Source organism: Campylobacter concisus, assembly GCF_002092855.1.
GTDB lineage: Bacteria > Campylobacterota > Campylobacteria > Campylobacterales > Campylobacteraceae > Campylobacter_A > Campylobacter_A concisus_AI.
On the sequence record NZ_LVLC01000030.1, the window covers coordinates 153515 to 179457 of the forward strand.

The following is a 25943-nucleotide window of genomic DNA, read 5'->3' on the forward strand; positions in this document are numbered from 1 at the left end:
TAGTCCAAGTAAAACCACAACAGCAACAAAGACTATTTCGGCTATATCAAGTGCACTCATTTTAACTCATACTGGCTTTACTATTACCTTCAAGCGAATGTATTTTTAAATTTTTATCGCTGGAAATAGCTTTAAATTTTGCATTTTCATTGCGTTGTTTTAACTGCCCACAAGCCGCACTTATGTCAAGCCCTTTACTCTGTCTGATCGTGCAAGTAATACCGTGATCTCTTAGATATTCTTGAAATTTTAGCATGCTGGTAAGCTCAGGTCGTCCAAATTCACTGCCCTCATGTGGGTTAAAATATATAAGATTTACCTTCGCTTTTATGCCATGAAGTAATTTTACCAACTTTTTGGCATCACTCACGCTATCGTTTAAATCCTTGATAACAAGGTATTCAAACATCACGCGTTTGCGCATATCGATAGGAAATCCCCTAACAGCATCCATAACAGCCTCGATATTATACGCCTTATTTATCGGCATCAGGCGACTTCTAAGTTCATTAGTAACAGCATGAAGCGATATGGCCAATAACACACCAAGATCCATCTCGCCAAGCTTTTTTATCTGGCTACCAAGGCCACTAGTTGAAACTGTTTGACGACGTGGCGATATGGCTAGACCCTCGTTAAGTGCTAAAATTTTGATCGCTTTACTAACATTAGTAAGATTATCAAGTGGCTCACCCATGCCCATATAAACGACATTTATGCGCCTCTCATATGGTATGTTATTTTCTCTTTTTATCCATAAAATTTGTCCCACAATCTCGCCAGCAGTCAAATTTCTAACAAGCCCGCCCTTTGCTGTTAGACAAAAAGCGCATCCCATTTTACAGCCAACCTGCGAACTAACACAAACCGTATAGCGAGCATGGCGACTAATCTTTCCATTCTCATCACTAATCTCCTCTTTCATCGGTAGCAAAACACTCTCTATCTTTAGCCCATCTTTTAGCTCAAAAAGATACTTGATCGAACCATCACTACTTTGCTCAAAATTTACACATTTTAAAGGATCGATATAAAATTTTTCAGCCAGATCTTGACGCATATCTTTAGGTAAATTTAGCATTTGGCTAAATTCGGTTGCATTTTTTTTATATATCCACTCGTAGATTTGTGTTGCTCTAAATGGTGGAGAAACTAACTCTTTTAGTTCATCAATACTAAGATCAAGCAAATTTATCACATATTTTCCTTTATATATTTTGTTAGAATTTTCTTGGCCTCTGCGTGATTTTTTATAAAATCAGCATGTGCATTTTTATCACAAAAATTTGTCGCTACGAAAATTCCATAAGCTGGAATTTTAAAAATTTGAGCTACTTTTAGAACAGAATAAAACTCCATATTTTCTAAAAAATAGCCCTTTCCAAACATCTTATGAGCTAAATTTTTATCAGTCGTTATAAAATTTGACGAATTTGCTTTGATAGTTCCACGTGAAACTATAGAAGAAATTTCATACTCAATCGGCGAATAAGATCTATTTTCTATACTAGAAATTTCAATATTTGCCCCAACTGAACTTTCATAAATTTGTAAAATTTCACCATCTTTATAAAGACCAGCTGAGCCAACGAAAACTATCTTTTCTGGCATCTGGTATAAATTTCGTTCAGGATTTTTTGACAAATTTTGGCTTAGATTTTGCAGCTCTGGATTTGATGAGTTTGCAAATTTAGCCTCGATCTTTGCAAGATAGTGCGGATCGATATTTTTTAAATTTATACTCTTTTCATCCAATCCCATACACGATCTTTTCTGCAAAAATTTTGTCAAATTTATCGCCATATCAACTAGCCCCACACCCATTGGCAAAGCAAAGTCAAAAATTTCATTTTTTCCAGCAGAGATAACTAACATCAGAGCCTAACCTCAATACCATTTGCCTTGAGATACTCTTTTAGCTTTTTTATCTCGATTTCGCCAAAGTGAAATATCGAAGCAGCTAAACACGCATCAGCCCCGGCTTCAAAAGCCTCTTTAAAGTGTTCCATCTTACCAGCACCACCGCTTGCAATAGTTGGTATAGAAAGCGTGCTAAATACCTTTGTTAGCTCAAGGTTAAAACCTTGTTTGACACCGTCATTGTCCATAGAGGTTAGCAATATCTCCCCTGCTCCACGCGACTCAACTTCTTTTGCCCAAGCAAATGTATCTTTTTTAGTATCGATCCTGCCGCCATTTATAAAAACACTATAACCATTCTTGATCTTTTTAGCATCGATCGCAATTACGACACATTGCGAGCCAAATTTCTTAGCTGCCTCATCAATCAAATTTGGCTCTTGTATAGCTGATGAATTTAGGCTTACTTTATCGCAGCCAGCATTTAAAAGGCGAGAGATATCATCGATCGTGCGTATGCCTCCACCAACTGTTAGTGGGATAAAAAGCTTACTTGCGACCTTTTTTACGACATCAACTATCGTATCACGCCCAAGATGAGAGGCTGTAATATCTAAAAAGCAAAGCTCATCAGCACCCTCGTCATTGTATCTTTTAGCTATTTCGACAGGATCTCCAGCATCGACAAGTCCTACGAAATTTACACCCTTTACGACTCTGCCATCTTTTACATCAAGGCATGGGATTATGCGTTTTGCAAAATGATTCAAATCTGTCCTTTATCTATTTTTCTAGCAGCTACCTCAAAATATGGCAAATTAGACCAATTTTCTCGGTTACCAACTATATAAATAACCTCTTTTGCTCTTGTTAGTGCTACATTTAGTAAATTTGGCGTACTAGCAGCCCATGCTCTAGCACCTTTTGTAGCACCGCCAAGAACAAAGATAACAACATCAGCTTCTTTGCCTTGCATGGTGTGAATGGTACCAGCCCCTTTTAAATTTTTACAAACATCTTTAAAAGGTGTTATTATTTTAACACTATCTTTTAGCTTGGCTAGCTTACCATCTAAAAGCCCTTTAACGATCATGCCTTCGGCTTTATTATAATTACCTATCCATTCATCACTACTAACATCAATCCATTCTGTTTTGATGTTAGGGTCACTAAGTTTACTTTCACTACTTCTACCAAGTATCATCATATCATCATATGTTGTCTCGTTTGAAATTTTAAACATAGGGTTGGCGCACCTTCTATGAACGATAAGTGGCGAACCAACCCAAATGGACTTACCCTCTCCTTTTATATATGTACCAATATTTTGTACTTTATCGGCTCGAAGTTGAACTGATGATTTTAGTAGATTAAACTCATCCTTTGCATCACAGTAGCGCAAAATAGCATTATTTAAAGCTGGTGGCAATGTTACAACAGGTTCAAGTTGAAGTGGATCACCAACTACAACAGCCATGTTTGAACGAAGCAGTGCACCTAATGCGTTAGTTAAATTTGCCTGCCCTGCCTCATCTATTAAAAGCAAACCTATATCGCCATTTAGTAGCTCTTTAAAGGTATTATTAAAAGATGCGAAAGTAGAACTAACAACTGGCGTTAGTAAAAATAATCCTTTTATTATTTCACGTCTATCTTTAGCCTCAAGCCCGTTTTTCTCAGCCATTTTTTCATCATTAAATACAACGCTAAGAGCTCGTAAATTTGTTCTAACAGCTTCTTTGCAAGCAAAGATAGTGGCTTTATGCAGATTAAGCGCTTCTTTAAAAAGCTTAATTCTTGCCTTAAAAAGCTTCGTCTTGTGGGGTTTCTCATCAAGATCACGCTCCATCATAAATGGCATACTCTTTTGCATATCTTCATTACTCTGATTAAAACTACCATTTAAAAAGCTATCAAGTTCTTCGCTTCTGCCAATTAATTTTTGACGTCTAATAAAGTCATCATTAAGCTTGTTTAGATGGTCTATCTTGGTATTAAGTTCTAAAATTTTCTCTTCAAGCTGAGTTATTTGAGCTTTTAGTTCGTTTAATTTTACTTCATTCTTCTCTTTATTTTCACTATTTTGCTTGCTTGCTTTCAAATTTTGCTCAGCTATTTGGCGATTTATCTCACTAACTTTTTGCGCTTCATTGTTATATTTTTCAAAAGCTTGCGTCTTTAAAATTTGCTGGAAAATAAAAAATGATGGCTTTATAGGCGCACTTAGATACTCTTGTAAAATTTCATTTTGTCCGATAAGCTTTGTTAGCTCGTTAGCTTCCGTAGCCTTTTGCTCTAGCTCATTTTTGCTCAAATCCAGCTCATCTATTAGTGGCCTTAAGAGCTCATCTATTTGCTTTGCTGAATTATAGTTATCAAGTCTTTTATCGATATTTATAAGCTCACTATTTATACTTTTTAGCTCCTCTTCTTTGATCCTGATCTCACTAAAAAGTAGATTTACTTCATGTAGGGCTTGATTAAATTTCTCCTTTGCCTCGTCGTAATCATCAACTCCTTCGCTAGTAGCCAAATACTTGCCAAGCCCCATTAAAAAGCCATCTTGTTCTATAAATTCTTTAAATTCTTTTGAAATATCTTCAAACTGACTATGTGTTTTTTCGATCTTTACGCCATTAATCGCGTTGAAAACAAAATTTGACTTATTTTGCTTTGAGCCAAGAGGTATGCAAAAAAGTCCCCATGCAGGTTTTGAGATAAAAGATTTTTCTCCAAAATTTGTCTTTTCATCGGCCGAGAGAAGCCTTGTGGCTATAAATTTAAAATAATCAATCTCGCCTGCGTAACTACCGATGCTTTTTAGTTGGCTAAGCTCTTTACTTAAAATTTCAACCGCACCGTTATTGCAAGAGCTAACAATCATCTCGTAGCCCTGAAGTTCTTTATTTAGAGTAAAATAAAGCACCTTATCGCTACTATCTCGAACTGGTGCAAAGATATCATGTCTACTCATTTGTGCGAGCTTCATCGCTCTAAGTGTGACGACTTCAGCCATCACGTCCTTTAAAAGTGTAGTTTTGCCAGTGCCTGGAGCGCCATTTACGCTATAAATCCCACCGTTACCCTCTTTAAATTTCTCTATGATGTTATTTAGTGCCATTTGCTGCGAGAAATTTAAAGCAAAATCGCTAGCAAAAGCCGATCTTGGATACTCTTCTGCTTTAAAAAAATCTCTAACAAACCTTTTATTTTGCTCATCTCTTACATCAAGTCTTTCAAATTTATTCTCACTGCCCTCGTCCAAAAACTGATCCGTTAGCTCGTGCGTCCTGCCTGACTCGTAAAATTTGATAAGCAAATTTATATCATCTATAAAAAAGCTATTTAAAAGGGTGTCGTTCTCTTTAAAATTTGAATCAACTATCCTTATCTCAAGCCTGATCATATCCTTACAAAATGGTGTTTTAAGAGAGTTTTTTAGCTCTTCATGCACCGCTTTTACGTATTCACTAAGCCTCACTTTTTCTTTATAGATAGAGAGCTTATCTTTTATGCGCTCACACTCTTTGTTAAAGTCGCTTTGGCTTATCTCTTTTAGATGATTTAGGCGAGCCATTGCCCAAGGAGCTGTTGAGATGAAAAGATCATTAGATGAGTTTGGTGTAAAAAATGGAGTTAAATCATCATCTAAATTTACATCTTTTAAAGCAAAATTTTGATCATCTTTACAAAATATCAAATCGCCAGTAAGCTTAAATTTATAGCAAAATGCCTTATCAAAGCTAGTTTGCTCAGAGCGCAGCTCCTCTAAAATTTTCTCTTTTTCAAATTTCACCTTTGCTAGCTTTGATATCGCAAGGGCAAGCAAGTCAGTCTCAAAAATGCCGCCATAAATTGAAATTTCTATACCATTTTTTAAAAGCAAGCTATCAAATGCCCTTAAAATTTGCATAAATTTCTCATCAAAATTTGTGATCTCAAGGTCTATTGATTTTTTAAATTTGGTATTTGTCTTTTTCGGCTCATCTAAGGTTTTTGGGTCTAAATATTGTGATAATAAAAAGTATTTTAAGGTATTTGCTTTGCTCAAATTTATGCCCTATTTCGTTATTGTTTAGTGATTATAATCCATTTTATATATGATTAAACTAAACTTGTAATCATTGTATAAGTAATTTTTGGCTAATATCGTGGCTATGATAAAGGCAAAAAAGCACTTTGGACAGAATTTTTTACAAGACAAAGCGACACTAGATAAGATCATCCAAGCGATACCCAATGACGTAGCAAACGTCGTTGAGATTGGGCCTGGCTTAGGTGATTTGACATTTAGACTTTTGCAAATTTACAAGACAACCTGTTTTGAGATAGATTGTGAGCTGTTTCAAATTTTAAAGGCCAAATTTGCAAATGAGATCCAAAATGGACAATTAAAACTTTTTTGTAAAGATGCATTAGAGCAGTGGCAACAAGAAGGCGGACTAAGTAGCGAAAACTACTTTTTGGTCGCAAATTTACCCTATTACGTTGCTACGAAGATGATACTAAATGCGATAGATGACGAAAAATGCCTTGGGCTTATTGTGATGATACAAAAAGAGGTTGCTCTTAAATTTAGTGCAAAGAGCAAGGATAAAGAATTTAGCGCTTTATCTATCCTCGCATCACTGCAAGGCAGGTGTGAGCTCTTGTTTGACGTGGATGCAAAGCTTTTTAATCCACCTCCAAAGGTCACATCTTCAGTCATCAAACTACAAAAAACAAAAAAGATTTTTGGTAAAGACGGGTTTTTCAAAGATGCGAAACAATACGAGGCTTTTAAAGTATTTTTAAGAGCTACGTTTGCTTCGCCAAGAAAGACGCTTTTGAAAAATTTATCCATAAATTTCGACAAAAAAGCGTTAGAAGAAATTTTTGAAGACCTAGACTTAGCTCAAAATTTACGTCCACACGAGCTAGATGTCGATTCTTATCTAAAAGTATTTAAAAGATTAAAGGAAGATAATGAACGACAAAAACGAAGAGAAAGTTGTAACTAACCAAAGTAAAAACAACAAAAGACGAAGATTTAGACCAAAAAATAAACCAAAACAAGAGGGTGAAACTACCGAGCAAACCTCACTGGCAAGTAAAAGCGTGATAGATAACTTCTTTGCAGCAGAGCAGGCTGAAACTGAAACGCACGCCGAGCCAAAGAGCCAAAATTCTCGCCCAAAAAAGCCAAGAAATAATAAAAATCAAAACAAAAACGGCGAAAATAATAAGCCAAAAGAGCAAAAACAAGAACCACAAGAAACAAAAACCAAAACGCAAGAACAAAAAGAAAAGCCTAAAAAAGCTAAAAAGCCAAAGAAAAATTTACCTGCAAAACTAAACGGTAATGAGCAGTGGCAGCAAGATATCGCAAGTGCAATGATGGCAAATAAGGCTGTTCACGAGCTTCGTCTGGAGCCGATGAAGTATCTAAACTCAAGCGAACATAAAATTCGCATAACTCCACTTGGCGGTCTTGGCGAGATCGGCGGCAACATGACCGTCTTTGAAACTGAAACCAGCGCTATCATCGTTGATATCGGTATGAGCTTTCCTAGCGAGAGTATGCACGGCGTGGATATCCTCATCCCGGACTTTGACTACGTACGCAAGATAAAAGATAAGATAAAAGGTGTCATCATTACTCACGCACATGAGGATCACATCGGTGCAGTACCATATTTTTACAAAGAGTTTAAATTTCCGATTTACGCCACGCCTTTACCACTTGGTATGATAAATAATAAATTTGAAGAGCACAGCTTAAAGCAGGAGCGCTCACTTTTCCGCTCTGTCGAAAAAAGAAAGCCATATCTAATAGGCGACTTTGAGGTTGAGTGGATACATATAACTCACTCTATCATCGACGCTAGCGCGCTAGCCATCACGACAAAGGCTGGCACTATCATACATACGGGTGACTTTAAGATCGACCATACGCCGATAGATGGCTATCCAACTGACCTTGGCAGGCTCGCATACTACGGCGAGCGCGGCGTACTGTGCCTCATGAGCGATAGTACGAACAGCTATCGAGAGGGCTTTACTAAAAGCGAAAGCAGCGTAGGCAAAACCTTTGATGCGATTTTCTCAAAAGCCAAAGGTCGCGTCATAATGAGTACATTTAGCTCCAACATCCACCGCGTCTATCAAGCGATCGAGTGGGGGCTAAAATACAACCGCAAAGTCTGTGTCATCGGTAGATCAATGGAGAGAAATTTATATACTGCAATGGAGCTTGGCTATATCAAGCTTGATAAGAAAATTTTTATCGACGCTAACGAGGTTGGCAAATTTAAAGATAACGAAGTGCTGATCGTTACCACAGGCTCTCAGGGTGAGACGATGAGCGCGCTTTACCGCATGGCTACTGATGAACACAAATACATCAAAATAAAACCAACCGATCAGATAATAATCAGCTCAAAGGCGATCCCTGGCAATGAAAGCAGTATCTCAACTGTATTAAATTTCCTAATAAAATCAGGCGCAAGTGTCGCTTATCAAGACTTTAGCGAGATCCACGTCAGCGGTCACGCGGCACAAGAAGAGCAAAAGCTGATGCTACGTCTTATAAAACCAAAATTTTTCTTGCCAGTACATGGCGAATACAACCACATCGCAAAGCACAAAGAGACAGCTATAAGCTGCGGCGTAGACGAGAGAAACATATATCTAATGAGCGATGGCGATCAAATGGAGATCTGTCAAAAATACTTAAAACGTGTAAAAACGGTAAAAACCGGCAAAGTCTTCATAGACAATCAAATAAATAAACAAATCTCAGACGATGTCGTCATCGATAGACAAAACCTTGCTGAAGCAGGTGTCGTCATGATAATCGCTCAAATTTCACGTCATGGTGCAAAACTTATAAACAAGCCTCGTGTCATTAGCTACGGCCTTGTGGGCAATAAACAAGATGCGGAGTTTAGCAAAGAGATGCAAGAAATTTTGACGCAGTTTTTAAGCAACGTCAAAGAGGAGCTTTTAAAAGATGGCAGACTGCTCGAGTCACAAGTGCGTCAAGTGATTAGAAAGCATATCTTTAGAAAGGTCAAAAAGTACCCAACTATCGTACCGATTATCTATCTAATGTAAGGGAAATTTATGCAAACAATCAACCAAATCGCAGCCGAAGTTTTAAAGATAGAAGCAAACGAGCTTTTAAGACATGCCAAAAACTTAGAGATAGAAGATGCTGTAAATTTGATATTTAACGCAAAGGGCAAGGTAATAGTCACAGGCGTAGGCAAGAGTGGTCACGTGGGTGCAAAGATCGCTGCCACGCTTGCAAGTACTGGCACGCCAAGCTTTTTCTTGCATCCAACAGAGGCTATGCACGGCGACCTTGGCATGATAGAAAAGGATGATGTTTTGTTAGCCATTAGCTTTAGTGGCGAGAGCGATGAGCTTATAAAAATTTTGCCTCACGTAAAGCGCTTTGGCGTAAAGATCGTCGCCATGGCAAGGAGCAAAATAAGCTCACTTGGTAAATTTAGCGATGCATTTATTGGCATTGACGTAGAGAAAGAGGCCTGCCCACTAAACGCTGCCCCAACAGCATCAACTACACTAACGTTAGCTCTTGGCGATGCCTTAGCTGTTTGTTTGATGCAAAAGCGAGGCTTTAAAAAAGAGGACTTTGCAAATTTTCATCCAGGCGGTAGCCTTGGCAAGAGGCTATTTTTAAAGGTCAAAGATGTGATGATAAGCGAAAATTTACCGATAGTTCGCTGGAATGCGAGCCTAAAAAAAGCGATCGATACTATGACACATGGCAAGCTTGGCACGGTCCTAATCGTCGATAAAGATGGTGTGTTAGATGCTATTTTAAGCGACGGCGACCTTAGACGTGCACTTATGCGAGAGGACTTTGACCTAGACGAGCCAGCAATGAAATTTGCAACCTTGCATCCAAAAGAGATAAACGACAAGGGAATGTTAGCTGTGGATGCGTTAGCTTTGATAGAAAAATATAAAATTCAGCTTCTTGCCGTTGTGGAAGATGGCGTACCTGTAGGTGTTTTACACATCCACGACCTTGCAAATTTAGGACTATAAAAATGGAAAAAACAAGACTAAATAAATTCATCTCACATAACACAAACTACTCACGCCGTGAGGCAGATGAGCTGATAAAAGCTGGTAAGGTTAGCATAGCAGGACGAGTGGTTAGCGACCTTGCCACAAGCGTGGATGAAGATGACAAAGTACGTATAAATGGTCGTTTGATAAAGCTAAAAAAGGAATTTACTGTTATCGTCTATCATAAACAAAAGGGTGAACTAGTTAGCAAAAAAGATGACCGCGGACGAAAGACGATCTATGATACGCTAGATAAGAAATTTGCAAAATTTGTTAGCGTAGGACGCTTAGACTATGCAAGTGAAGGGCTACTTTTACTAACTGACGCTCCAGCAATCGCCACAGCGCTCATGAATAGCGACTTAGAGCGCGAATACTATCTAAAAGTAAAAGGCGAAGTGACAAAAGAGGTAATTGAGGCGATGACAAATGGCTTTTTCGCCAAGGACGCTACCAAAGGCGCACATGCAAAAACCACTATAAAATCAATGGAATTTAAGCCATTTCTAGCCTACAAAATCTTTGGCTCAAGCGGTGGCTACACAAAGCTAAAGGTCATTATCAACGAGGGACAAAACAGAGAGCTTCGCCGATTCTTTGGATACTTTGACCTTGAAGTAATGGATCTAAAAAGGGTTAGCTTTGGACGTGTTAGCCTTGATATGCTAAAGCCTGGCAAATGGCGCTACTTCGAAAACAGCGAATACGAAGACCTAAGAGACTTTTTAAAGGTTAATAACATTAGATACTAACATCAGGCTTATTTCTCCAACAAAGAGGCAAGCCAAACCACAATAACTACGAATTTGCAAAATAGAGAAAAAATGAAAAAGGCTGTTCTTTTATCTGTGATATTGCTAACCACTGGCTTTTGCGAGGATCTTTTTGAGCTTAGACTTGAAGCACAATAAAGGTGACTTATGATAAAGCAACTAAGCAATAGCAAAATGCTTATGATAGTTGAAATATTGATTGTTGCTTTAATTTAGGAGTTATATATGAAAATAAACAAGGATTAAGACAAAATATCGCACCGAAAAAGAATATTTTGGTAAGGCTTGCGAATTAGGGCTTCAACCAGGGTGTGACGTTTATAAAAAGTTAAACAAAAAAAAGGCCTTTAATACTAAAAATAATCCAACAGGGTTCTAGCAAATTTAGAGCTACATAAATTTATATCTTATTTTCTGAAAGCAAGATGTTTATATATGGATTTAGCAGCGTTTCGCCACGTGCTGCGTATAACAAGACTTCTTTAAAATAGTTGTCGTTTATGCCATATGTGTGAAACTCGTACGCCCCTATGCCGTATCCCATCGGCGTTATATCAACCCTTGAGTACCAGGCATCTTGCGCTAGAATATAGCGATTCGTATCTCTTGAATAGACATATAGCTTGATCTTATCTTTGCTCTTTTGCGCCATATACCAGATGAAAGAATTTGTGATGTCGTTAAAAAAGTAGATGTCGCCATTTGGCATGATTGCCTGGGCTGTGTCGTTGTTATCAGCGATAAGCGTCCTACTCTCATAACATATAAATTTATTTGGCGTAAGTTGCTCAATCGGCTCTGATTTGCCATTATTTAAAACTAAAATTTTATCATCACTTATGTCGGCATTATAGGCAAGCACGGCTAAAACTAGAGCCAACAAACACAAAGAAAAAATTTGTTTTATCAAAATAAAAATCCTCTTAACAAATAGTATTTGAGTACATAAAGCGAGCATATCAGCACGCAAACGCCTAGCCAGATCGATGAAAATTTAAGCTTATGTGAGTAGTTTGTCTTTGTGATGATCTCAACAAGATATGGCATAAGACCGTAAAAAACGCCCAGAAACAAACTGCCCCAGATGAGGTAGCCAATATAAAAATAGTCACCTTTTAGCATGCAGTATGGGCATTTATGGTTCGGCTGCTCGTAAACGTAAAGGCCAAAAAAATAGGTGATGGCATAGTAGCTAAGCACCAAAAACAACAGATTTGCCACAAAGCTCGCCATACTTTGCTTTAAGAAATTTAGCACCAAAATGACAAAAAATAGCACAAAAAAGACGCTTACTAAGCCAAAATTTGTATAGCCAAATGGTAGCTTTGGAGCTTGAAAAGTGACAGAGCAGCAAAAGACCGGCACTTTTAGTGGAATATTGTAAAAAAACGAAATTTCTATACCAAGCTCAAGTAGTATCATGACAAAAAGGCAGATAAAAATGGCGTATTTTTTCTTTAGATAAGGGAAATTTAGAGCCTGCAAGTCAAGCTTATTTATAACCAGCCAAATACCAAGCCCAAAGATCAGCAAAATTTTAGTGAGCATCAATATGCCACCAAATTTATTTGAGCCAATCACGCCAGCTGAGCACATGGCACCGGGCACAATATCAGAGAGTTCATTTAGGCAAAGTGCAAAAAATATAAACAATACGATCTTGATACAGACGCAAAAAAGTAAGATCGTATTTACAAGATAGTTTTGCTTTTCAAGCGAGTATTGAAGCGATGTTAGTGCATTATAGTCCCACGACCTCACGATCCTAACGACGTAAAAGAGCGAAATACTCATCAAAACCAACAGTACAAACTCCGCTAACAAAAAGGCAATAACGGCGTTTGATAAAAAGACACTCATACTATCTCTCCATTTTGTAAGCTGACAACCCTATCTGTTGCACTTAGCTCATCAAAAATGCTATCGTGAGTAGCGACAATAACACTTTTTTTTAGAGCTTTAAAAGACTCTAGCAAGTCTAAAAATGCACGTGCATTTTGTCTATCTAAATTTGCCGTTGGCTCATCAGCCAAGATGATGTCAGCATCCATAGATAAAGCCCTAGCTACCGCACATCTTTGACGCTCACCACCACTTAAATTTGATACGTTCTCATCTTTTTTATGAGCGATATTTGCGAGGCTTAGAGCCTTTTTTATCATCTCGTCTCGCACATTTGCCTTGAAATTTGTTAGAGCAAATGGAGCTAGTAAATTTTCATATACACTTAGCCCCTCAATGAGGTTAAAATTTTGAAAGATAAGTCCAAGTCTTTTGTGTCTAAGCTCAGAGCAAAAAGCATCAGGTAGCTTTGCAATGTTAGTGCCATCTATCAAAATTTCTCCACTAGTTGGCTTTTGAAGTAGGGCGATAAGAGAAAGTAGGGTGCTTTTACCGCTTCCACTAATGCCTTTTAGTATTACTAGCTCGCCGTCATTAATATCTAAATTTATATTTCTTAAAGCACAAAACTCATTTTGTTTGTTTTGGTTATAAACTAGGCTAACACCTCTTATATTTATCATTTTAGCCCCTCATTTATGTCACTACTTGCTACTCTCCATGAAGGTATGAGTACAAACGCCAAAAATGGTATCACACCAAAAACAAAGATCAAAAAGAGCTTGTCAAACTCTAAAATAGGCGTGAAATTTGTAAAATTTAAAAGCTCATCACCTAAAAATATCCCTTTTAAAAGTGGAGCATTTAATACAAAAACAAAGAGATAAGCCAGCATAACACCGAGTAAAAAAGCGCTAACACTAACGATAAAATTTTGTATAAATTTTAAAAATATAATGTCTTTTATACAAAAACCAATGCTTCTTAAAATAGCTATTTCACGCTTTTTACTACCATAGGCGAGTGAAATTTGGTTTTTAAGCAAGACAAAGAATATAAGCATAACACTAACGTAAATGCTCATAAAAATTCCACCCTTATAATAATAAAGGTGCCTAACCTTAGCCACTTCATCTTCTATACTAAGAGCGAAAGAATTTGGATATAAATTCTCTATCTTTAAAGCTACTTCACTGATCTCATCTGTGTTTGGTACCTCAACGTAGAGCTTTGTATACTCTTCATTTTTTAAATTTAAGATAGCTCTTAGCGTATTTGGATGCAAAAATATAGCGTTATTTGAGATTAAACCACTTTGTACCGGCATAGTCTTTAATATCTTTACTGGTATCATGCGCTCTTCAGTTAGAAAATTAAAGCTCTCATCGTAGTAAAGTTCATTCATCGCTGCCTTGACACCTTCTCCGACGATCATCTCATCCTCTTTTAAGCTATCATCTTCATATAGATGAAACCAAACACGCTTTTGCACGAAGTAGTACTCTCCATCAACTACACCCTTTACATCACTTACGCCATCAATCTTCGAGATATCGTAGATATAGCCAGGGTGCATGAGATCATTTTTGCCAGCACGAAATGCACTCACTACTATACTTGATCTATCTTTTACTAAATTTATAAGATCATGTTGGATCGATCCAGAGATGAAAAGTACCGAGCTTAGCACAAAGATAATGAGTGCAAAGAGGCAAAAGCTAAAAAGGTGATCCTTCCTATCTTTAAAAAGCAGAACCACGGCGTAGTTTATAAAATTTTTACCTATCATAGACAAAGCCTTTTTGCTCCTTTTGGTTAAAACTAAAAGCAGCATTTGCTCTTGTTATCTTAGAAATTTCTCTTAGCTCATCTTGCTTTGCTTTATGATCAAAGCTAAGATAGTGTGCCGCTAAAAGCGTATAAGAAAGTCCAAAAAATAACGCCAAAAAAACTAGAAATTTCACATTATTTACCGATAAAATTCTTTATCTCGTCAAATCTTATGACACCTTTGCCAGCATGATCTTTTAAAAAGCTCTCTGCCTTTGCTTCGTCTTTAAATGGAATAAACTCATCGCCCATTGGTCCATAAACGTTTGAGCCGTGAACATAAAACGCATCTTTTGCATCAAGCTTTTCTAGCGTGTAATAATCGCTCACATAAGCATCTTTCATTTTGCCATCCGCAAAGTAAAATTGCGCCATATCTTTTACACCATCAAAATAATAATCCTTGCCATCTGCTTTGATGAGTGTCGCCCATGGAGAATTTTTGACAAGCATGCCACATACCGCACATCTTGTGCCCTTTGGTACGACTATTCTCTCAGGTTTTTTTATTTCTTGTTTAGCTTTTGAGGCTTGGTTGCTAGTACCTAAATTTGCCGGAGCGTCCCATAGATACAAAGCGGCAGCTTGTAGGTGTTTGTCGTACTCTGGAGCTTTGCTGGCCTCTTTTGAGTCACATACTTGTTTAAGATGAGCTTTTAGCTCAGAGATAGCTTTAAAGCTTTTTGGATCAGTTTTATCGCAGTTTGCCTCGTAAAATTCCTTACCATGTGCGTAAACGCCGTCCTCACGTTTAGCTTTTATCATTTTATTATCACCCTCGAAATCCTGTCCAGCGATCTCGTAAGCTTTAGCAAAGTTCATTATTTCGCCGCCATTTTCTGCTTGAAATTCTTTTGCGTCAGCCTCGGTTGAGAAGGCATATTTGCTATTTCTAGTCATTGTGCCTTTGACGCTACTACCAACTACGTAAAATGCCTTGTTTACGTCGATCAAATTTAAATTTTTAGTATCAACGACTTGTGCGTCGCTTGGGATCTTGCCTTCTGTTAGCTCGTATAGGCAGTGGAGTGATGCTACTTGCTTGCCGTTATATACGTGATTGGTCTTATAAAATTTAACCAAATTCATTCCACAAACGGCGCAGTACTCCTTGCCCTCGCCATTTCCTACTAGTGTAGCCTTGCTAGGATCCACGCTTTGAAACATCGGTTTCATTTTGACGGCTTGTTCATTTGTAGAAGCACTAAAAAGTATGGTTGCTAGTAGTGCTGAACTCAAGATAGAACGTAAAATCATAATTATCTCCTTTAGTATTTTTTATTTTTATATTTATAAGCTTTAAATGCCACTGGGCTAACTTTATCAAGCATCAATGCTTTCCTAAAATTTCTAAATTCTCGCACGCTTCTTTTAAGCCATTTTTGCAGCTTCTAGTAAAAATTTCACGCGCTTTTTCTACATCTTCTTTCACACCTTTACCTTCAGCTAGCATGATAGCGTAATTATTGCAGCCCTTTTCATATCCATATATACACGCTTGCTCATAAAGTTTTGTGGCTTTTGTGAGGTTTTGATCAACGCCTTGTGCATAAACATATAAAAAGCCAAGATTATCACACCCTATGCCAGCTTCGTTTGCGCAAGCCATTTCGTAGTTTACTTTGGCTTTTGCATAGTCTTTCTCGACACCTTCACCTTGCGCATATAGATAGCCGAGATTGCTACATCCTATGCCATCACCTGCCTTGCAAGCCTTTTCGTAAAGCTCTTTTGCCTTTTTAAGATCCTTTGTCACGCCGGCGCCATTTGCATAAAGCAAGCCAAGCTCCGTGCAACCCTCGTTGTCGCTACATGCTTTTTCATAAAATTTAACTGCTTTTGCTAGGTCTTTTTCCACACCTTTGCCTTTTTCATAGACGTAGCCAAGGTTGCTGCAAGCCATAGAGAAGTTTTGATCACAAGCTTTTTCATAAAGCATCGCCGCCTTTGCTTCGTCCTTTTTGACGTTGCCATCACCTCTGCTGTAAAGCACAGCTAGATTGTAGCAGCCTGATGCCTTTTTCTCTTTATCGCAAGCATCTTCATAAATTTGTGCTAGCTTGTTGTGATCTTCTTTTGCGTTTAAAGCCTCTTTGATATAGCCAGCATTTAATAGCCCCAAACAAGCAAACAATAAAACCAAACTCTTTTTCATCATATCTCCTAAATCTCTTTTATATCCTTACCTCTATAAGCAAAGGCGATTAGCAAAGCTAAGAGCATTAAAATCAAATAAAGTAAATTTGAAACGCTAAATCCATCACTATTTGCGTATGAGTGAAGTCCGCTTAGATAGAAATTTACACCAAAATAGGTAAAAATAACTGAACCAAAAGAGAGCACGCTAGCTACTAAAAAGGCAAAAATATTTTTTAATCTTGGAATAAATCTTAAATGAAGCACAATGGCATAAATAATTATCGTAATGTACGACCAGCTCTCTTTGCTGTCCCAGCCCCAGTATCTACCCCAGCTCTCGTTTGCCCAGACGCCGCCAAGGAAATTTCCAATGGTTAGCAAGCTAAGTCCTATGATGAGGCTTAGCTCATTAGTTGCGGTGAGGTATCTTATCTGCTCGCTAAGCTTTTGCTCGTTTTTTTGATTTTTTATAGCCATTAAAAGAAGCCCAAGAAGCCCGAGCACAAAGCTAAAACCTAAAAAGCCATAGCTTGCCGTAATGACACTTACATGCACACTAAGCCAAAATGACTTTAAAACTGGGACTAGATTTGTTATTTGTGGATTTATAAAATTTAGATGAGCTACAAGCAAACTAACACTTGCAAAAAGTGAAGCAGCTCCAAGAGCAAAGCTTTGATGTTTAAAAAATAAAACTCCAGCTAGTACACTTGCAAGCGAGATATACACTAAGCTCTCATAGGCATCACTCCAAGGTGCATGCCCTGAGATATAAGCACGAAGAGCTAAATTTAACAAATGCACCGCAAAGCCAAAATAAAATGCAAGGCTAAGCGCTTTTTCAAATCTAAATTTCTTTCCAGAAAATAGCCTATAAAAGCCAAGAGCGAGCGAAACTAGCCCAAGGATCATGTAAAAATATATAAGAAATTTAAAAATTTCCATTTGGTTATAAAGCACTTCAAGCTCCACCTTTGCCTCGCTTGGCGCAAGGGAGCCTAGAGTGCTTCTTTGATAGCTTGAAATTTTCTCCAAGCTCTTATCAGCCCCAGTACACTCGCCATTTTTTACACAAAGGCTTAAATTTTCTATATAAGCGCCTAAAACGCTTTTAAGCTCGCTTGAAATTTCACTTGAGCCAAAGGCTTCATTTACGCCTAGCCATGTTAATTTATCGCCATTTTTAGCTGGTATAAATTTTAAAATTTCTCCCTTTAGTGCAAGATATAAGACATTTAATCTCTCGTCAAATTTAATGACATCGTTGTCAAATTTATCTCTTTTTGAGGCGGATTTTTCATTTGCAGCTTCTACAAATTTAGCCAGCTTATACTCGCCATTTTCGTTAAAAACATCGTTAAAACTAGCAAATTTTTCATTAACCCCCAAAAGCTCGCCCACACGCTCACTTGTGATCTTTACTATCCTTTTGTCCATCCACTCTTTTGGCGAGATGGCAAAAGATAGCATTAGCTCCTCGCTACTAAGCCCAAATAGCGTAGTTTTGGTCGAAATTTTACTTATCACAGCTCTTGAGTAAGAACCAGCTGGAGCGATTCTGCTATCAGCTTGAGTCAAAATTTTGGCAAATTTACTTGCATGAGCGTCTAAATTTTTATTATTTTCATTAGCAAAATTTGGAGTAGCATTTAAAAGCAAAATAGCCAAAAATGCGATTTGCGAACCTTTTATAAAATTTAGCAGCCTAAAAAAACGGCTCTTTTTGCTAAATAAATTTGCCACAAAGCCAAGGCAAAGCAAAAAATATCCTATGTAAGTTGGGATTTTGCCAGGATCGCGGCTGATCTCAAAAGCGCTTCCAAGCTCGTCAGGATCGTATGAAGACTGAAAAATTTTATAGCCATCAATCGTTAGTGGATTATTTAGCGAGATGTCGTACTTGTTGCCAGCGATACTTACTTTACTTGTATAAGATGATGGACTATTTAGCCCCGCATATCGCTCTAAAATAAACTCGTCAAGCTTTAATGAAAATGGTAAATTTAAAGCCTTTGAGCTAAAGTAAAATTTCACCTCTTGCCCACCAAAACTTAGCACACTAGGCTCCAGCTCATATCCAGCTCCGCCTTTTAGTTTAATACTCTTTTTTTCGCCGTTAAAGCTTATTTCTAAAATAAGCGTAGCTGGAGTATTTTTCTCATCTTTTTTATATCCAAGCAAGTTAATTATAATTTCTTTGCCATCTATAAAATTTTTAAACTCAATGTCGTTTTTACCAAATAAGCTTAATTTTAATGGATAACTAAAATTTTCTCCAAGTATTTCGACTCTAAGATAAGGCTTGACACTTTGCATTACATTTGAGCTTTGCAAGGTTCTAAGATGCATAACGCCCTCTTCGCCAAAATACCTTGTAAGCGCAGCCCCGATGAAGATAACGATAAAAGCAAGATGTATTAAAAATGCGCCAAATTTTTTATGCATCTTGGTTTTTACGATACTAATGGCTAAACAAATAGTGCAAGCAAGCATAACACACTCGTACCAAAGCGCTTCATAAACAAGCACTCTAGCCGTTTGTGTGTCATAAAAATCTTCTAAAAAAGTCGCAAGCCCTGCACCAAAAGCAAGAATAAATAATAATATCAAAGACAAGCGGTAGATATTTAAAATTCTCATCGCTCGCCTTTGCCTTAGATGCTATAAGTTTGTCCCGCATAAAGTATAAACACCCTAAGCAGTAAAACACCGATAACAGCCGCTAATGAACTGATATAAAAGCTAAATTTTAGACTAGCTACTTTTTTGCCAAATGCAAAATTTAAAACAAAAGGCACAATAAAGCCAACTAGCACAACGCCAAGCCAAAAGAAATTTGCCCAAACGCCACTATAAAAAGCAACAGCTGCATTTTGCTGATAACTTGAACCAAGTAAAAGCGATACAAAAAGCATTAAAATGAGTAAAATTTCAGCTCCCAAAACGCTAAATTCTACGCTATGAAGCGAATGAAGGTCGCTTGAATGTGGATCTTCTTTAAATAAAGCTGCTGCGACCAAGCTACTGCCACTTATACCAGCACTTAGTCCTGAAGCTATAAATAAAGCTGGAAGCACAGCTGTGTTTAAGAGTGGGAATCTAATCAAAACTGAGATCAAAAATCCAGTATAAGCACAAATTATTACAGCAAAAATAAGACAAATACGACTTAAAAATGGATAAAGCGGTATTAAAATTTTCATTATTAGTGCAAAAAGAGCACTAAAGGATTTTAAACTTTTGGCTAAGAAATTTGAAATCTCATCATTAAATGCATAAAGGCACATCAAAAAGCTAAGCGGTATAAATACACAAAGTCCAGCAACACCGATAGACATAACTGATGTGAAATTATAATTAATCAAAATTTTCCAAAATAAAAGCGGCTTTTCAAGATCAGCTATCAAGCAAACCATACCAAGCATGATGCTAACAAATGCTAAAAGCGAAGCAGCCTTAAAAAATGGGCTAAAGCTCTCTTGCTTTTTATAGTGTTTTAAAAGTATAGCAGCGATTAGCGCTCCACCACTCATACCAGCTAGCAAAAGATAAACAGCGATCGGCCAGCCCCACTCTACTCCATGCGAAAATGTTGCAGTAAAATTTAATGCACCATCCATCTTACACCCCCATTTTTACTTTAGGAATATATCTAAGGCTTGGTTTTGTGCCAAGCTCTGCTCTTAGCCTTATGCTATCTTTTACGGCTAGTAGCTTACTGATGTGCGAATTTTCATCGTTAAGATCACCAAAGACGATCGCCTCATATCTACAAGCTTCTACGCAAGCTGGCTCTTTGTCGTCCTTTAAATTTGTATCTACGCAAAAGTTACAGCTTTGAGCTGAGTGCGTAACCTTATCGATATATCTCACATCATATGGACAGGCTACGATGCAGTATTTACAGGCGATACAATCATCTATATTTGTAGTTTGTATACCAGTTTTTTCGTCTTTATGACAAGCCTTGGTTGGACAAACAGCTACACAAGGTGCATCGACGCACTGCTGACAAGATATTCTTACAAATCTTTTATCGAGTAAATTTTTAGGATTAGTCTTATCTTCTATAAAAAGTCTCATCTGCCCTTTTGGGACTAAATTTACCTTTCTGCAAGCTATCTCGCAGTCTGTACAGCCAACACATTTATTTTGGTCAAATATCATACCAAAGTGTGGTTTTTTTACACTTTCTTCACTCTTAAAAGCAAAACCACTACTTGCCGCACCAGCACCAGCAGCCACAGCTACCATGCTTTTTAAAAAGGCTCTTCTATTTTTTTGATTTTGCATTTTTAACTCCATTTTATATCTTAATGAGGCTTTTTAATGCCCTTATTTAGTTCTTTTTCGTGAATTTTCTTTGCAGCCTCGGCTAACTCACCTGGCTTTAAGACCTTAACAAGCTCTATCTCAAAAACGATAGTCTCGCCTCCAGGTATGCCCTCCATGCCGCTATCGCCGTACGCAAGTTCTGGCGGGATAACAAATTTAAACTTATCGCCCTCTTTCATGAGCATTAAGCCCTCTTCAAGACCTGGGATCAAATTTAGCATAGAAAGATGAGCTGGAGCCTCTTTTGTCTCATCAAAGACCTTACCATCGATAAAACTAGCTTTGTAGTTTGCTATGATGATACTCTCTTGTTTTGGAGTCGCTCCCTTTTTGCTTGATTTTAAAATTTCATATTGCAATTTTGATTTTGTTGTTTTTACATTTTTATTTTTTGCATTTTTATCCATAAAAGCCTTGCCTTGCTTTAAATTCTCTTTAAGTATGGCGGCTTCTTTTTCTTTTACTATCTTGTCTAAATTTTCAGCTCTTTTGTTTAGTAGCTTTGCTATCTCATCATCGCTTAGTTTTAGCTCTCCTTTTAGTGCATCACTAAAACCTTTGATAACGGCCTCAGCATCGTAGCTAATGCCTATTTGTTTTTGTTCAAGTAACCCTTTTAAAACATATCCACCACTTGTTGCTCCCATAGCATAAGACTCATTTGAATCTACATTTGCAAGCAAACTAGAAGCACTTAAGCTAAGAAGTAGCGTAAATTTTAAAACCTTATTTTTCATATCAAACCCTTAAGATTAAAGGGGCTAAAACTAGCCCCTAAATGCTATAAATTTTTATTCAAAATTCTTTGAGCTTCTTTTATATACTCTTTTGATGCATCGAGTTTTTGTTTAGTAAATTTAAATCCGTGCATACCCCATGAACCATCTTTTTCAACCATATCGATGATCTCTTGAGCATTTTGGATAAGCTCATAAACTCTTACTTTATCACTTGCATCAAGTTTTTTAGTCTCAAGTAGTGAGTAAAGTCCTTCAATACCAATCTTAACTTCAGAGAATTCATTCTTAACTGGAGTTTGCCATCCCATGACTTCATCATAAACTTGTTTTTGGTTTTTGAAGTGAAGTGTTGGTTTTAGCTCAGATAATACTGGGCTGTGGCAGCCTTTGGTATCTTTCATATCTTTATCAGCCCAAGATGTTCTAGCGCAAGCCCACATCAAGTCAACGTAGTTATGGCCATTTTTATCTCTTTCAAAGTGCCAATCTTTAGCATCTCTTGGACCTTTAGCAGCATCGCCTGGTACTAGAGATTTCTCTTTTGGATCAACCATGATCTTCCAGATGTGAGATCTTCTTTGAGTATCAAAGCCAGCGTTGTCTTGGAACTGAACAGCGTAGAAATTCTCACAACTCATCATAAATGGCATGTGGCAAGATGCACAAGTGTTATCTTTGTGAGTATCTGCTTTAGATGCGATATATGCTTGAGTCTCGTGGCAATCTTTACACTCTTTTCTAATCTTTGGTTTAGTATAGAATGAGCTTAGATAGCCTTGCTCTGAGTTATAGTTCATACCTGTTACACTCTTATCACCTACAACTGGACCTGTGTTATCGTGTGGATCGTGGCAAGTAACACATCTCATACCTTTGTCGTAGTGAGCTGTAAAGTATGATTGTGAACCTTCAGAACCACATCCTGGTCCCATTGATTTAAATTTAGAGCTAAGCGAGAGATCAAGCTTGCCGTTATTAAGAGGATTAGCACGAGCTAGATCTGGGCTAAAGTTAAATCTTTGGTGGCAGCGTTCACAGTTTGATGTTCTAAAATTTGTAGCTCCATCAAGGTGACCGCCAGCTCCGTGGCACTCCTCACAGCTTACGCCTTTTGAGATAGTGTGTTTTTGAAGCTCTTTGGCATTACCAAGTGCTGCGTAAAATTCTGCTTTTGATTTGAAATCAAATTTAACTGGGTGACAAACTTCACAATATGATGAGTTCGCTTGGAAAAACATCGACTTTTTGTGTTTTGCGGCGTATGAAGCTAGACCTCTAACATATCCGCCATTGTCGCCATACTCTTCAAGAGTGCCAGGAAATTCTGGGACAAGCTCTTTTATCTTTTTAACAGTTGCGTCGTCTAAATTTAACGCCCATGTTCTTTGCCATTGGTTACCACCAGCTACGATCTGACCTGTGCCATCTCTTAGCAAACCACCCTCAACGTAGTAAGTACCACGAAGTAGCCACGCATCAACGTAGCCCATTTTTGTTCTTAAGTGACCAACAGTTGCGTAGATAACATCTGGAGTGATACCTTTTGGAAGGATAGAAGCGGTATCTTTGTCAAATACTGGCTCAGTTAGGTTGTTATTAACCTCTGGGTGCTCGCCAGGGAAGCGCATAGTAGTTGCGTGGCGAGATCTGCTCCACACTTCATACTGAGCTGGGTGACACTCACCACACTTTTCTGGTCCTACAAATTTGTTAGGAAACTGAAGTGATGAAGTGGCTGGAATTCTATACATCATAGAACTATAGCCCTTACCGCCATCTCTTTTACTAAGCTTTGACATATCAAAGCCATGTCCCTCGGCAAGCCACTCTAAGCCACGGTCGTGAACGACCATTTTACCGACGGTTTTACCACCATATTTTGTAAAAATAGGGTGGTTTTTAAATAACCAGTTATACATCTCTTGCTCTTCTACAACGTAGTCTTGCAAGGAGATAACACCTCTACTTTGCAGTGTGCCTTTAGGATTTGCGATAACATCACGTGCTTTATCGGACATCTGCATATTATGCTCTTCGCAACAGGCTTGTGAAGCGAAGATGCTAACACCCATGAGCAAACCAGCTAAGGCTTTTTGTAGATTTCTCATGTGCCCTCCTTTAAATTTTTATCCTAAAATCAAAATGATTTCATACTGATAATACTAACACCAAAAAAGGGCAGAAAAGGGGGAATTTTAATAAATTATAAATTTTCGAAACTAATTGTAAATGTAATACTATTTTCATCTACATTTCTAGCAAAGATTAGGGCGTTATTTTTGCTAGCGATTAGCCGGCTCATATATAGACCAAGCCCACTGCCAGACTCTTTTGTGCTAAAGTGTGGCTCAAAGATAACCTTTAAAAATGAATTTTTTATCGCTCCTGCATTATTTTGCACGCATAAATTTTTACGATTATCTTTTATGAAAGTATAAATTTTTATTACTCTTGGCTTTACATAGCTTTGTTTAAATGCATCTTTTGCGTTATTTATAATATTTATTAAAATTTGGATTATTTCATTAAAATTTGCAAAAATCGTAAAATTTTCTCTTATATCGATCTCTATTTCAATTTGATATTTCTTAAGTGAGGCGTTTAGAATTTTTATAGTCTGATTTACCACTTCCTCTACGCTAAACTCCCTTTTTAAAGTATTTGGCTTAAAAAAGTTTTTAAAATCATCAACCGTTTCAGACATGAAATTTATCTGTTTGCTAGTCTCTTCTATAAACTCATAAATTTTTGCTTCATCAAGTTTTTTTCGCTCCTGATAGAGTTCTAAATTTATTAAAGCTGAGCTGATTTGAGCTAAAGGTTGCTTCCACTGATGTGAGATATTGCCTATCATCTCGCCCATTGAGGCTAGGCGGCTTTGATGTATCATTAGCTGCTCAGTCTGTCTTTTACTCTCTTCGCCACGCCTATGCATCTTATAAACAAGTAGCAAAAATATCCCAAATACAAAGGCTATCGCGCTCATTATGATGACAACCTCTTTTAAATGGTAAGAAAAAATGGCACGTAGTGGGATTTTAAAAGATAGCATTGCCATCATCTCACTTGCTTCAGAAATTTTTCCATTTGAAATTTCATAACGATCCAACATCTGTTTTGGAGCACTTTCGCTATTATGACAGGCTAGGCAAGATGTATTTTGACTTTTTATAGGAAGCCCTACAAAAAATTGTGAGCCATTTTCATCTTTTATAATCTTTGAAAACTCACTAAATTTATTCTCTTTAAAGCCTCTTAACACCTGCGCTTCAAATTCATTTGGTTTATGAGCTTTATTTAAAGGTGCCATGGCGACTAGTTTGTAGTCAAAGTCAAGATTGTATTTTTTCTTTTGGATATTATAAATTTCACGGCTTATATATGAAGATGAAAGTAATCTCTCGTCAAAAAAATCCTCTTTTATAATGCCATCATGTTTTAGCTGCTCTATTAGCGGACGCTGAACGCCTGCAATGTACTCTCTTACAGAATTTATGCTCTCAAGCACATAATACGCCTCTTTTTTGGCATCTTTCATTGCAAGATTATTATAAAAATTTAAAACAAGTGCGGATATTAAGAGATAAACAAAGATAAAAACACTTACGATTAGCTGAAATTTATATTTCACAAAGATAACCTACACCATATAAATTTTTAATCACATCTTTGCCAAGCTTCCTTCTAAGCTCTTTTACAATCGTCTTTATCGCCTCTTTGCTTGGCTGCTCATACTCCCAAATATAATCAAAAATTTGTTCATAAGTTATAGTTTGATTTTTGTTGTTTAAAAAATACTCTAAAAGCCTACTTTCACTCTTGCTTAGATGAGAAATTTCACCATTTATATAAAGTACTTTTTTACCAAAATCGTATTCTACTTCATCATTTAGCCTAAGAGTCGGCTTACGTCCAACAAGCTCTAAAGCAACGTCTTCTAGGGCCTTTATAAATGATTTTTTATCATATGGCTTTGCAAGATATCTTGTGATCTTTAGCTCAACCGCTCTCCACAAATACTCTTGCTCGACGTGGCTTGATAAGATCACGATAGGAATTTTTTGATTTATGGTTCTTACTTTTTTAGCGATCTCTAGGCCATCGATATTTGGCACACTTATATCAAGCACCAAAACATCATAAGCATCGCTCATCGCTAGCTCAAGTGCATCATAGCCATCTGTTACGCCATTTACCTCGGCAAAAAATAGCTCCAAAGAAGCACAAATATTTTTTAAAATCGCCTCTTCATCTTCAAGACAAAGGACCTTTTTGTTTGATAAAACGTCTAAAATATCATATTCTTGCATAGCTTCATCTCGCTTTTTGAGCAGATATTATC

At 37.3% G+C, this 25943-nt stretch carries 22 protein-coding genes; 4 read left to right on the plus strand and 18 right to left on the minus strand.

What is annotated here, in order from left to right; translation table 11 throughout:
• Positions 1 to 61: 61 nt before the first annotated feature.
• The 4 genes from rlmN to A3223_RS08550 are packed head-to-tail and all read right to left on the minus strand — an operon-like array spanning position 62 to position 5911.
• The gene (gene rlmN, locus A3223_RS08535) at positions 62 to 1198 is read right to left on the minus strand and encodes a 23S rRNA (adenine(2503)-C(2))-methyltransferase RlmN (RefSeq protein ID WP_084109939.1); all 1137 of its coding nucleotides are present in this window, start codon (positions 1196 to 1198) and stop codon (positions 62 to 64) included.
• Complete coding sequence (locus tag A3223_RS08540; protein ID WP_084109940.1) at positions 1195 to 1875, minus strand: purine-nucleoside phosphorylase; 681 nt, start codon at positions 1873 to 1875, stop codon at positions 1195 to 1197. The genes rlmN and A3223_RS08540 overlap by 4 nt, the downstream gene beginning before the upstream one ends.
• Positions 1875 to 2630 (minus strand): imidazole glycerol phosphate synthase subunit HisF, encoded by a 756-nt coding sequence (gene hisF / locus A3223_RS08545; protein ID WP_084109941.1) that lies wholly within the window; start codon positions 2628 to 2630, stop codon positions 1875 to 1877. The genes A3223_RS08540 and hisF overlap by 1 nt, the downstream gene beginning before the upstream one ends.
• The gene (locus A3223_RS08550) at positions 2627 to 5911 is read right to left on the minus strand and encodes a DEAD/DEAH box helicase (protein WP_084109942.1); all 3285 of its coding nucleotides are present in this window, start codon (positions 5909 to 5911) and stop codon (positions 2627 to 2629) included. The genes hisF and A3223_RS08550 overlap by 4 nt, the downstream gene beginning before the upstream one ends.
• A gap of 106 nt (positions 5912 to 6017) precedes the next feature.
• On the opposite strand from A3223_RS08550, the gene rsmA reads away from it, so the two are divergent.
• The 4 genes from rsmA to A3223_RS08570 are packed head-to-tail and all read left to right on the plus strand — an operon-like array spanning position 6018 to position 10694.
• A complete protein-coding gene (gene rsmA, locus A3223_RS08555; protein ID WP_084110026.1) occupies positions 6018 to 6860 on the plus strand; it encodes a 16S rRNA (adenine(1518)-N(6)/adenine(1519)-N(6))-dimethyltransferase RsmA in 843 nt (280 codons plus the stop codon).
• Positions 6826 to 8955 (plus strand): ribonuclease J, encoded by a 2130-nt coding sequence (locus A3223_RS08560; RefSeq protein ID WP_180378723.1) that lies wholly within the window; start codon positions 6826 to 6828, stop codon positions 8953 to 8955. The genes rsmA and A3223_RS08560 overlap by 35 nt, the downstream gene beginning before the upstream one ends.
• Before the next feature lie 9 nt (positions 8956 to 8964).
• Entirely contained in the window at positions 8965 to 9918 is a 954-nt protein-coding gene (locus A3223_RS08565) for a KpsF/GutQ family sugar-phosphate isomerase (RefSeq protein ID WP_084109943.1), read from the plus strand.
• Between the two features lie 2 nt (positions 9919 to 9920).
• On the plus strand, positions 9921 to 10694 hold the full coding sequence (locus tag A3223_RS08570; protein ID WP_084109944.1) for a pseudouridine synthase: 774 nt from the start codon (positions 9921 to 9923) through the stop codon (positions 10692 to 10694).
• A 421-nt stretch (positions 10695 to 11115) separates the two neighbouring features.
• On the opposite strand, the gene A3223_RS08575 is transcribed toward A3223_RS08570, so the two are convergent.
• The 14 genes from A3223_RS08575 to A3223_RS08640 form a co-directional block, all read right to left on the minus strand.
• Positions 11116 to 11625, minus strand: a complete 510-nt coding sequence (locus A3223_RS08575) for a hypothetical protein (protein WP_021090284.1) — start codon at positions 11623 to 11625, stop codon at positions 11116 to 11118.
• Positions 11622 to 12575, minus strand: coding sequence for a hypothetical protein (locus A3223_RS08580; RefSeq protein ID WP_084109945.1), 954 nt, complete (start codon positions 12573 to 12575; stop codon positions 11622 to 11624). Before A3223_RS08580 ends, A3223_RS08575 begins: the two co-directional genes overlap by 4 nt.
• Positions 12572 to 13240, minus strand: coding sequence for an ABC transporter ATP-binding protein (locus tag A3223_RS08585; RefSeq protein WP_084109946.1), 669 nt, complete (start codon positions 13238 to 13240; stop codon positions 12572 to 12574). The genes A3223_RS08580 and A3223_RS08585 overlap by 4 nt, the downstream gene beginning before the upstream one ends.
• The gene (locus A3223_RS08590) at positions 13237 to 14346 is read right to left on the minus strand and encodes an ABC transporter permease (RefSeq protein ID WP_084109947.1); all 1110 of its coding nucleotides are present in this window, start codon (positions 14344 to 14346) and stop codon (positions 13237 to 13239) included. Before A3223_RS08590 ends, A3223_RS08585 begins: the two co-directional genes overlap by 4 nt.
• The gene (locus A3223_RS08595; RefSeq protein ID WP_084109948.1) at positions 14336 to 14521 is read right to left on the minus strand and encodes a hypothetical protein; all 186 of its coding nucleotides are present in this window, start codon (positions 14519 to 14521) and stop codon (positions 14336 to 14338) included. The genes A3223_RS08590 and A3223_RS08595 overlap by 11 nt, the downstream gene beginning before the upstream one ends.
• 1 nt (position 14522) lies before the next feature.
• A complete protein-coding gene (locus tag A3223_RS08600; protein ID WP_084109949.1) occupies positions 14523 to 15644 on the minus strand; it encodes a nitrous oxide reductase accessory protein NosL in 1122 nt (373 codons plus the stop codon).
• 73 nt (positions 15645 to 15717) lie between these two features.
• Entirely contained in the window at positions 15718 to 16542 is an 825-nt protein-coding gene (locus tag A3223_RS08605; RefSeq protein WP_084109950.1) for an SEL1-like repeat protein, read from the minus strand.
• Between the two features lie 8 nt (positions 16543 to 16550).
• A complete protein-coding gene (gene ccsA / locus A3223_RS08610) occupies positions 16551 to 19166 on the minus strand; it encodes a cytochrome c biogenesis protein (protein WP_084109951.1) in 2616 nt (871 codons plus the stop codon).
• A gap of 14 nt (positions 19167 to 19180) precedes the next feature.
• On the minus strand, positions 19181 to 20146 hold the full coding sequence (gene nrfD, locus A3223_RS08615) for an NrfD/PsrC family molybdoenzyme membrane anchor subunit (RefSeq protein ID WP_084109952.1): 966 nt from the start codon (positions 20144 to 20146) through the stop codon (positions 19181 to 19183).
• A 1-nt stretch (position 20147) separates the two neighbouring features.
• The gene (locus A3223_RS08620) at positions 20148 to 20819 is read right to left on the minus strand and encodes a 4Fe-4S dicluster domain-containing protein (protein ID WP_084109953.1); all 672 of its coding nucleotides are present in this window, start codon (positions 20817 to 20819) and stop codon (positions 20148 to 20150) included.
• Between the two features lie 20 nt (positions 20820 to 20839).
• Entirely contained in the window at positions 20840 to 21598 is a 759-nt protein-coding gene (locus A3223_RS08625) for an FKBP-type peptidyl-prolyl cis-trans isomerase (protein ID WP_084109954.1), read from the minus strand.
• Between the two features lie 44 nt (positions 21599 to 21642).
• Complete coding sequence (locus tag A3223_RS08630) at positions 21643 to 23709, minus strand: multiheme c-type cytochrome (protein ID WP_021090404.1); 2067 nt, start codon at positions 23707 to 23709, stop codon at positions 21643 to 21645.
• A 95-nt stretch (positions 23710 to 23804) separates the two neighbouring features.
• A complete protein-coding gene (locus tag A3223_RS08635) occupies positions 23805 to 25232 on the minus strand; it encodes an ATP-binding protein (protein WP_084109955.1) in 1428 nt (475 codons plus the stop codon).
• The gene (locus A3223_RS08640; RefSeq protein WP_084109956.1) at positions 25222 to 25911 is read right to left on the minus strand and encodes a response regulator transcription factor; all 690 of its coding nucleotides are present in this window, start codon (positions 25909 to 25911) and stop codon (positions 25222 to 25224) included. The genes A3223_RS08635 and A3223_RS08640 overlap by 11 nt, the downstream gene beginning before the upstream one ends.
• Between the last annotated feature and the right edge of the window lie 32 nt (positions 25912 to 25943).

Excerpts from the sequence above, each read along its gene's own strand:
- A3223_RS08540 (WP_084109940.1), bottom strand. The coding sequence starts at position 1,875 with ATGTTAGTTATCTCTGCTGGAAAAAATGAAATTTTTGACTTTGCTTTG.
- rsmA (WP_084110026.1), top strand. The coding sequence starts at position 6,018 with ATGATAAAGGCAAAAAAGCACTTTGGACAGAATTTTTTACAAGACAAA.
- A3223_RS08560 (WP_180378723.1), top strand. The coding sequence starts at position 6,826 with ATGAACGACAAAAACGAAGAGAAAGTTGTAACTAACCAAAGTAAAAAC.
- A3223_RS08565 (WP_084109943.1), top strand. The coding sequence starts at position 8,965 with ATGCAAACAATCAACCAAATCGCAGCCGAAGTTTTAAAGATAGAAGCA.
- A3223_RS08570 (WP_084109944.1), top strand. The coding sequence starts at position 9,921 with ATGGAAAAAACAAGACTAAATAAATTCATCTCACATAACACAAACTAC.
- A3223_RS08580 (WP_084109945.1), bottom strand. The coding sequence starts at position 12,575 with ATGAGTGTCTTTTTATCAAACGCCGTTATTGCCTTTTTGTTAGCGGAG.
- A3223_RS08585 (WP_084109946.1), bottom strand. The coding sequence starts at position 13,240 with ATGATAAATATAAGAGGTGTTAGCCTAGTTTATAACCAAAACAAACAA.
- A3223_RS08590 (WP_084109947.1), bottom strand. The coding sequence starts at position 14,346 with ATGATAGGTAAAAATTTTATAAACTACGCCGTGGTTCTGCTTTTTAAA.
- A3223_RS08600 (WP_084109949.1), bottom strand. The coding sequence starts at position 15,644 with ATGATTTTACGTTCTATCTTGAGTTCAGCACTACTAGCAACCATACTT.
- A3223_RS08605 (WP_084109950.1), bottom strand. The coding sequence starts at position 16,542 with ATGAAAAAGAGTTTGGTTTTATTGTTTGCTTGTTTGGGGCTATTAAAT.
- ccsA (WP_084109951.1), bottom strand. The coding sequence starts at position 19,166 with ATGAGAATTTTAAATATCTACCGCTTGTCTTTGATATTATTATTTATT.
- nrfD (WP_084109952.1), bottom strand. The coding sequence starts at position 20,146 with ATGGATGGTGCATTAAATTTTACTGCAACATTTTCGCATGGAGTAGAG.
- A3223_RS08620 (WP_084109953.1), bottom strand. The coding sequence starts at position 20,819 with ATGCAAAATCAAAAAAATAGAAGAGCCTTTTTAAAAAGCATGGTAGCT.
- A3223_RS08625 (WP_084109954.1), bottom strand. The coding sequence starts at position 21,598 with ATGAAAAATAAGGTTTTAAAATTTACGCTACTTCTTAGCTTAAGTGCT.
- A3223_RS08630 (WP_021090404.1), bottom strand. The coding sequence starts at position 23,709 with ATGAGAAATCTACAAAAAGCCTTAGCTGGTTTGCTCATGGGTGTTAGC.
- A3223_RS08640 (WP_084109956.1), bottom strand. The coding sequence starts at position 25,911 with ATGCAAGAATATGATATTTTAGACGTTTTATCAAACAAAAAGGTCCTT.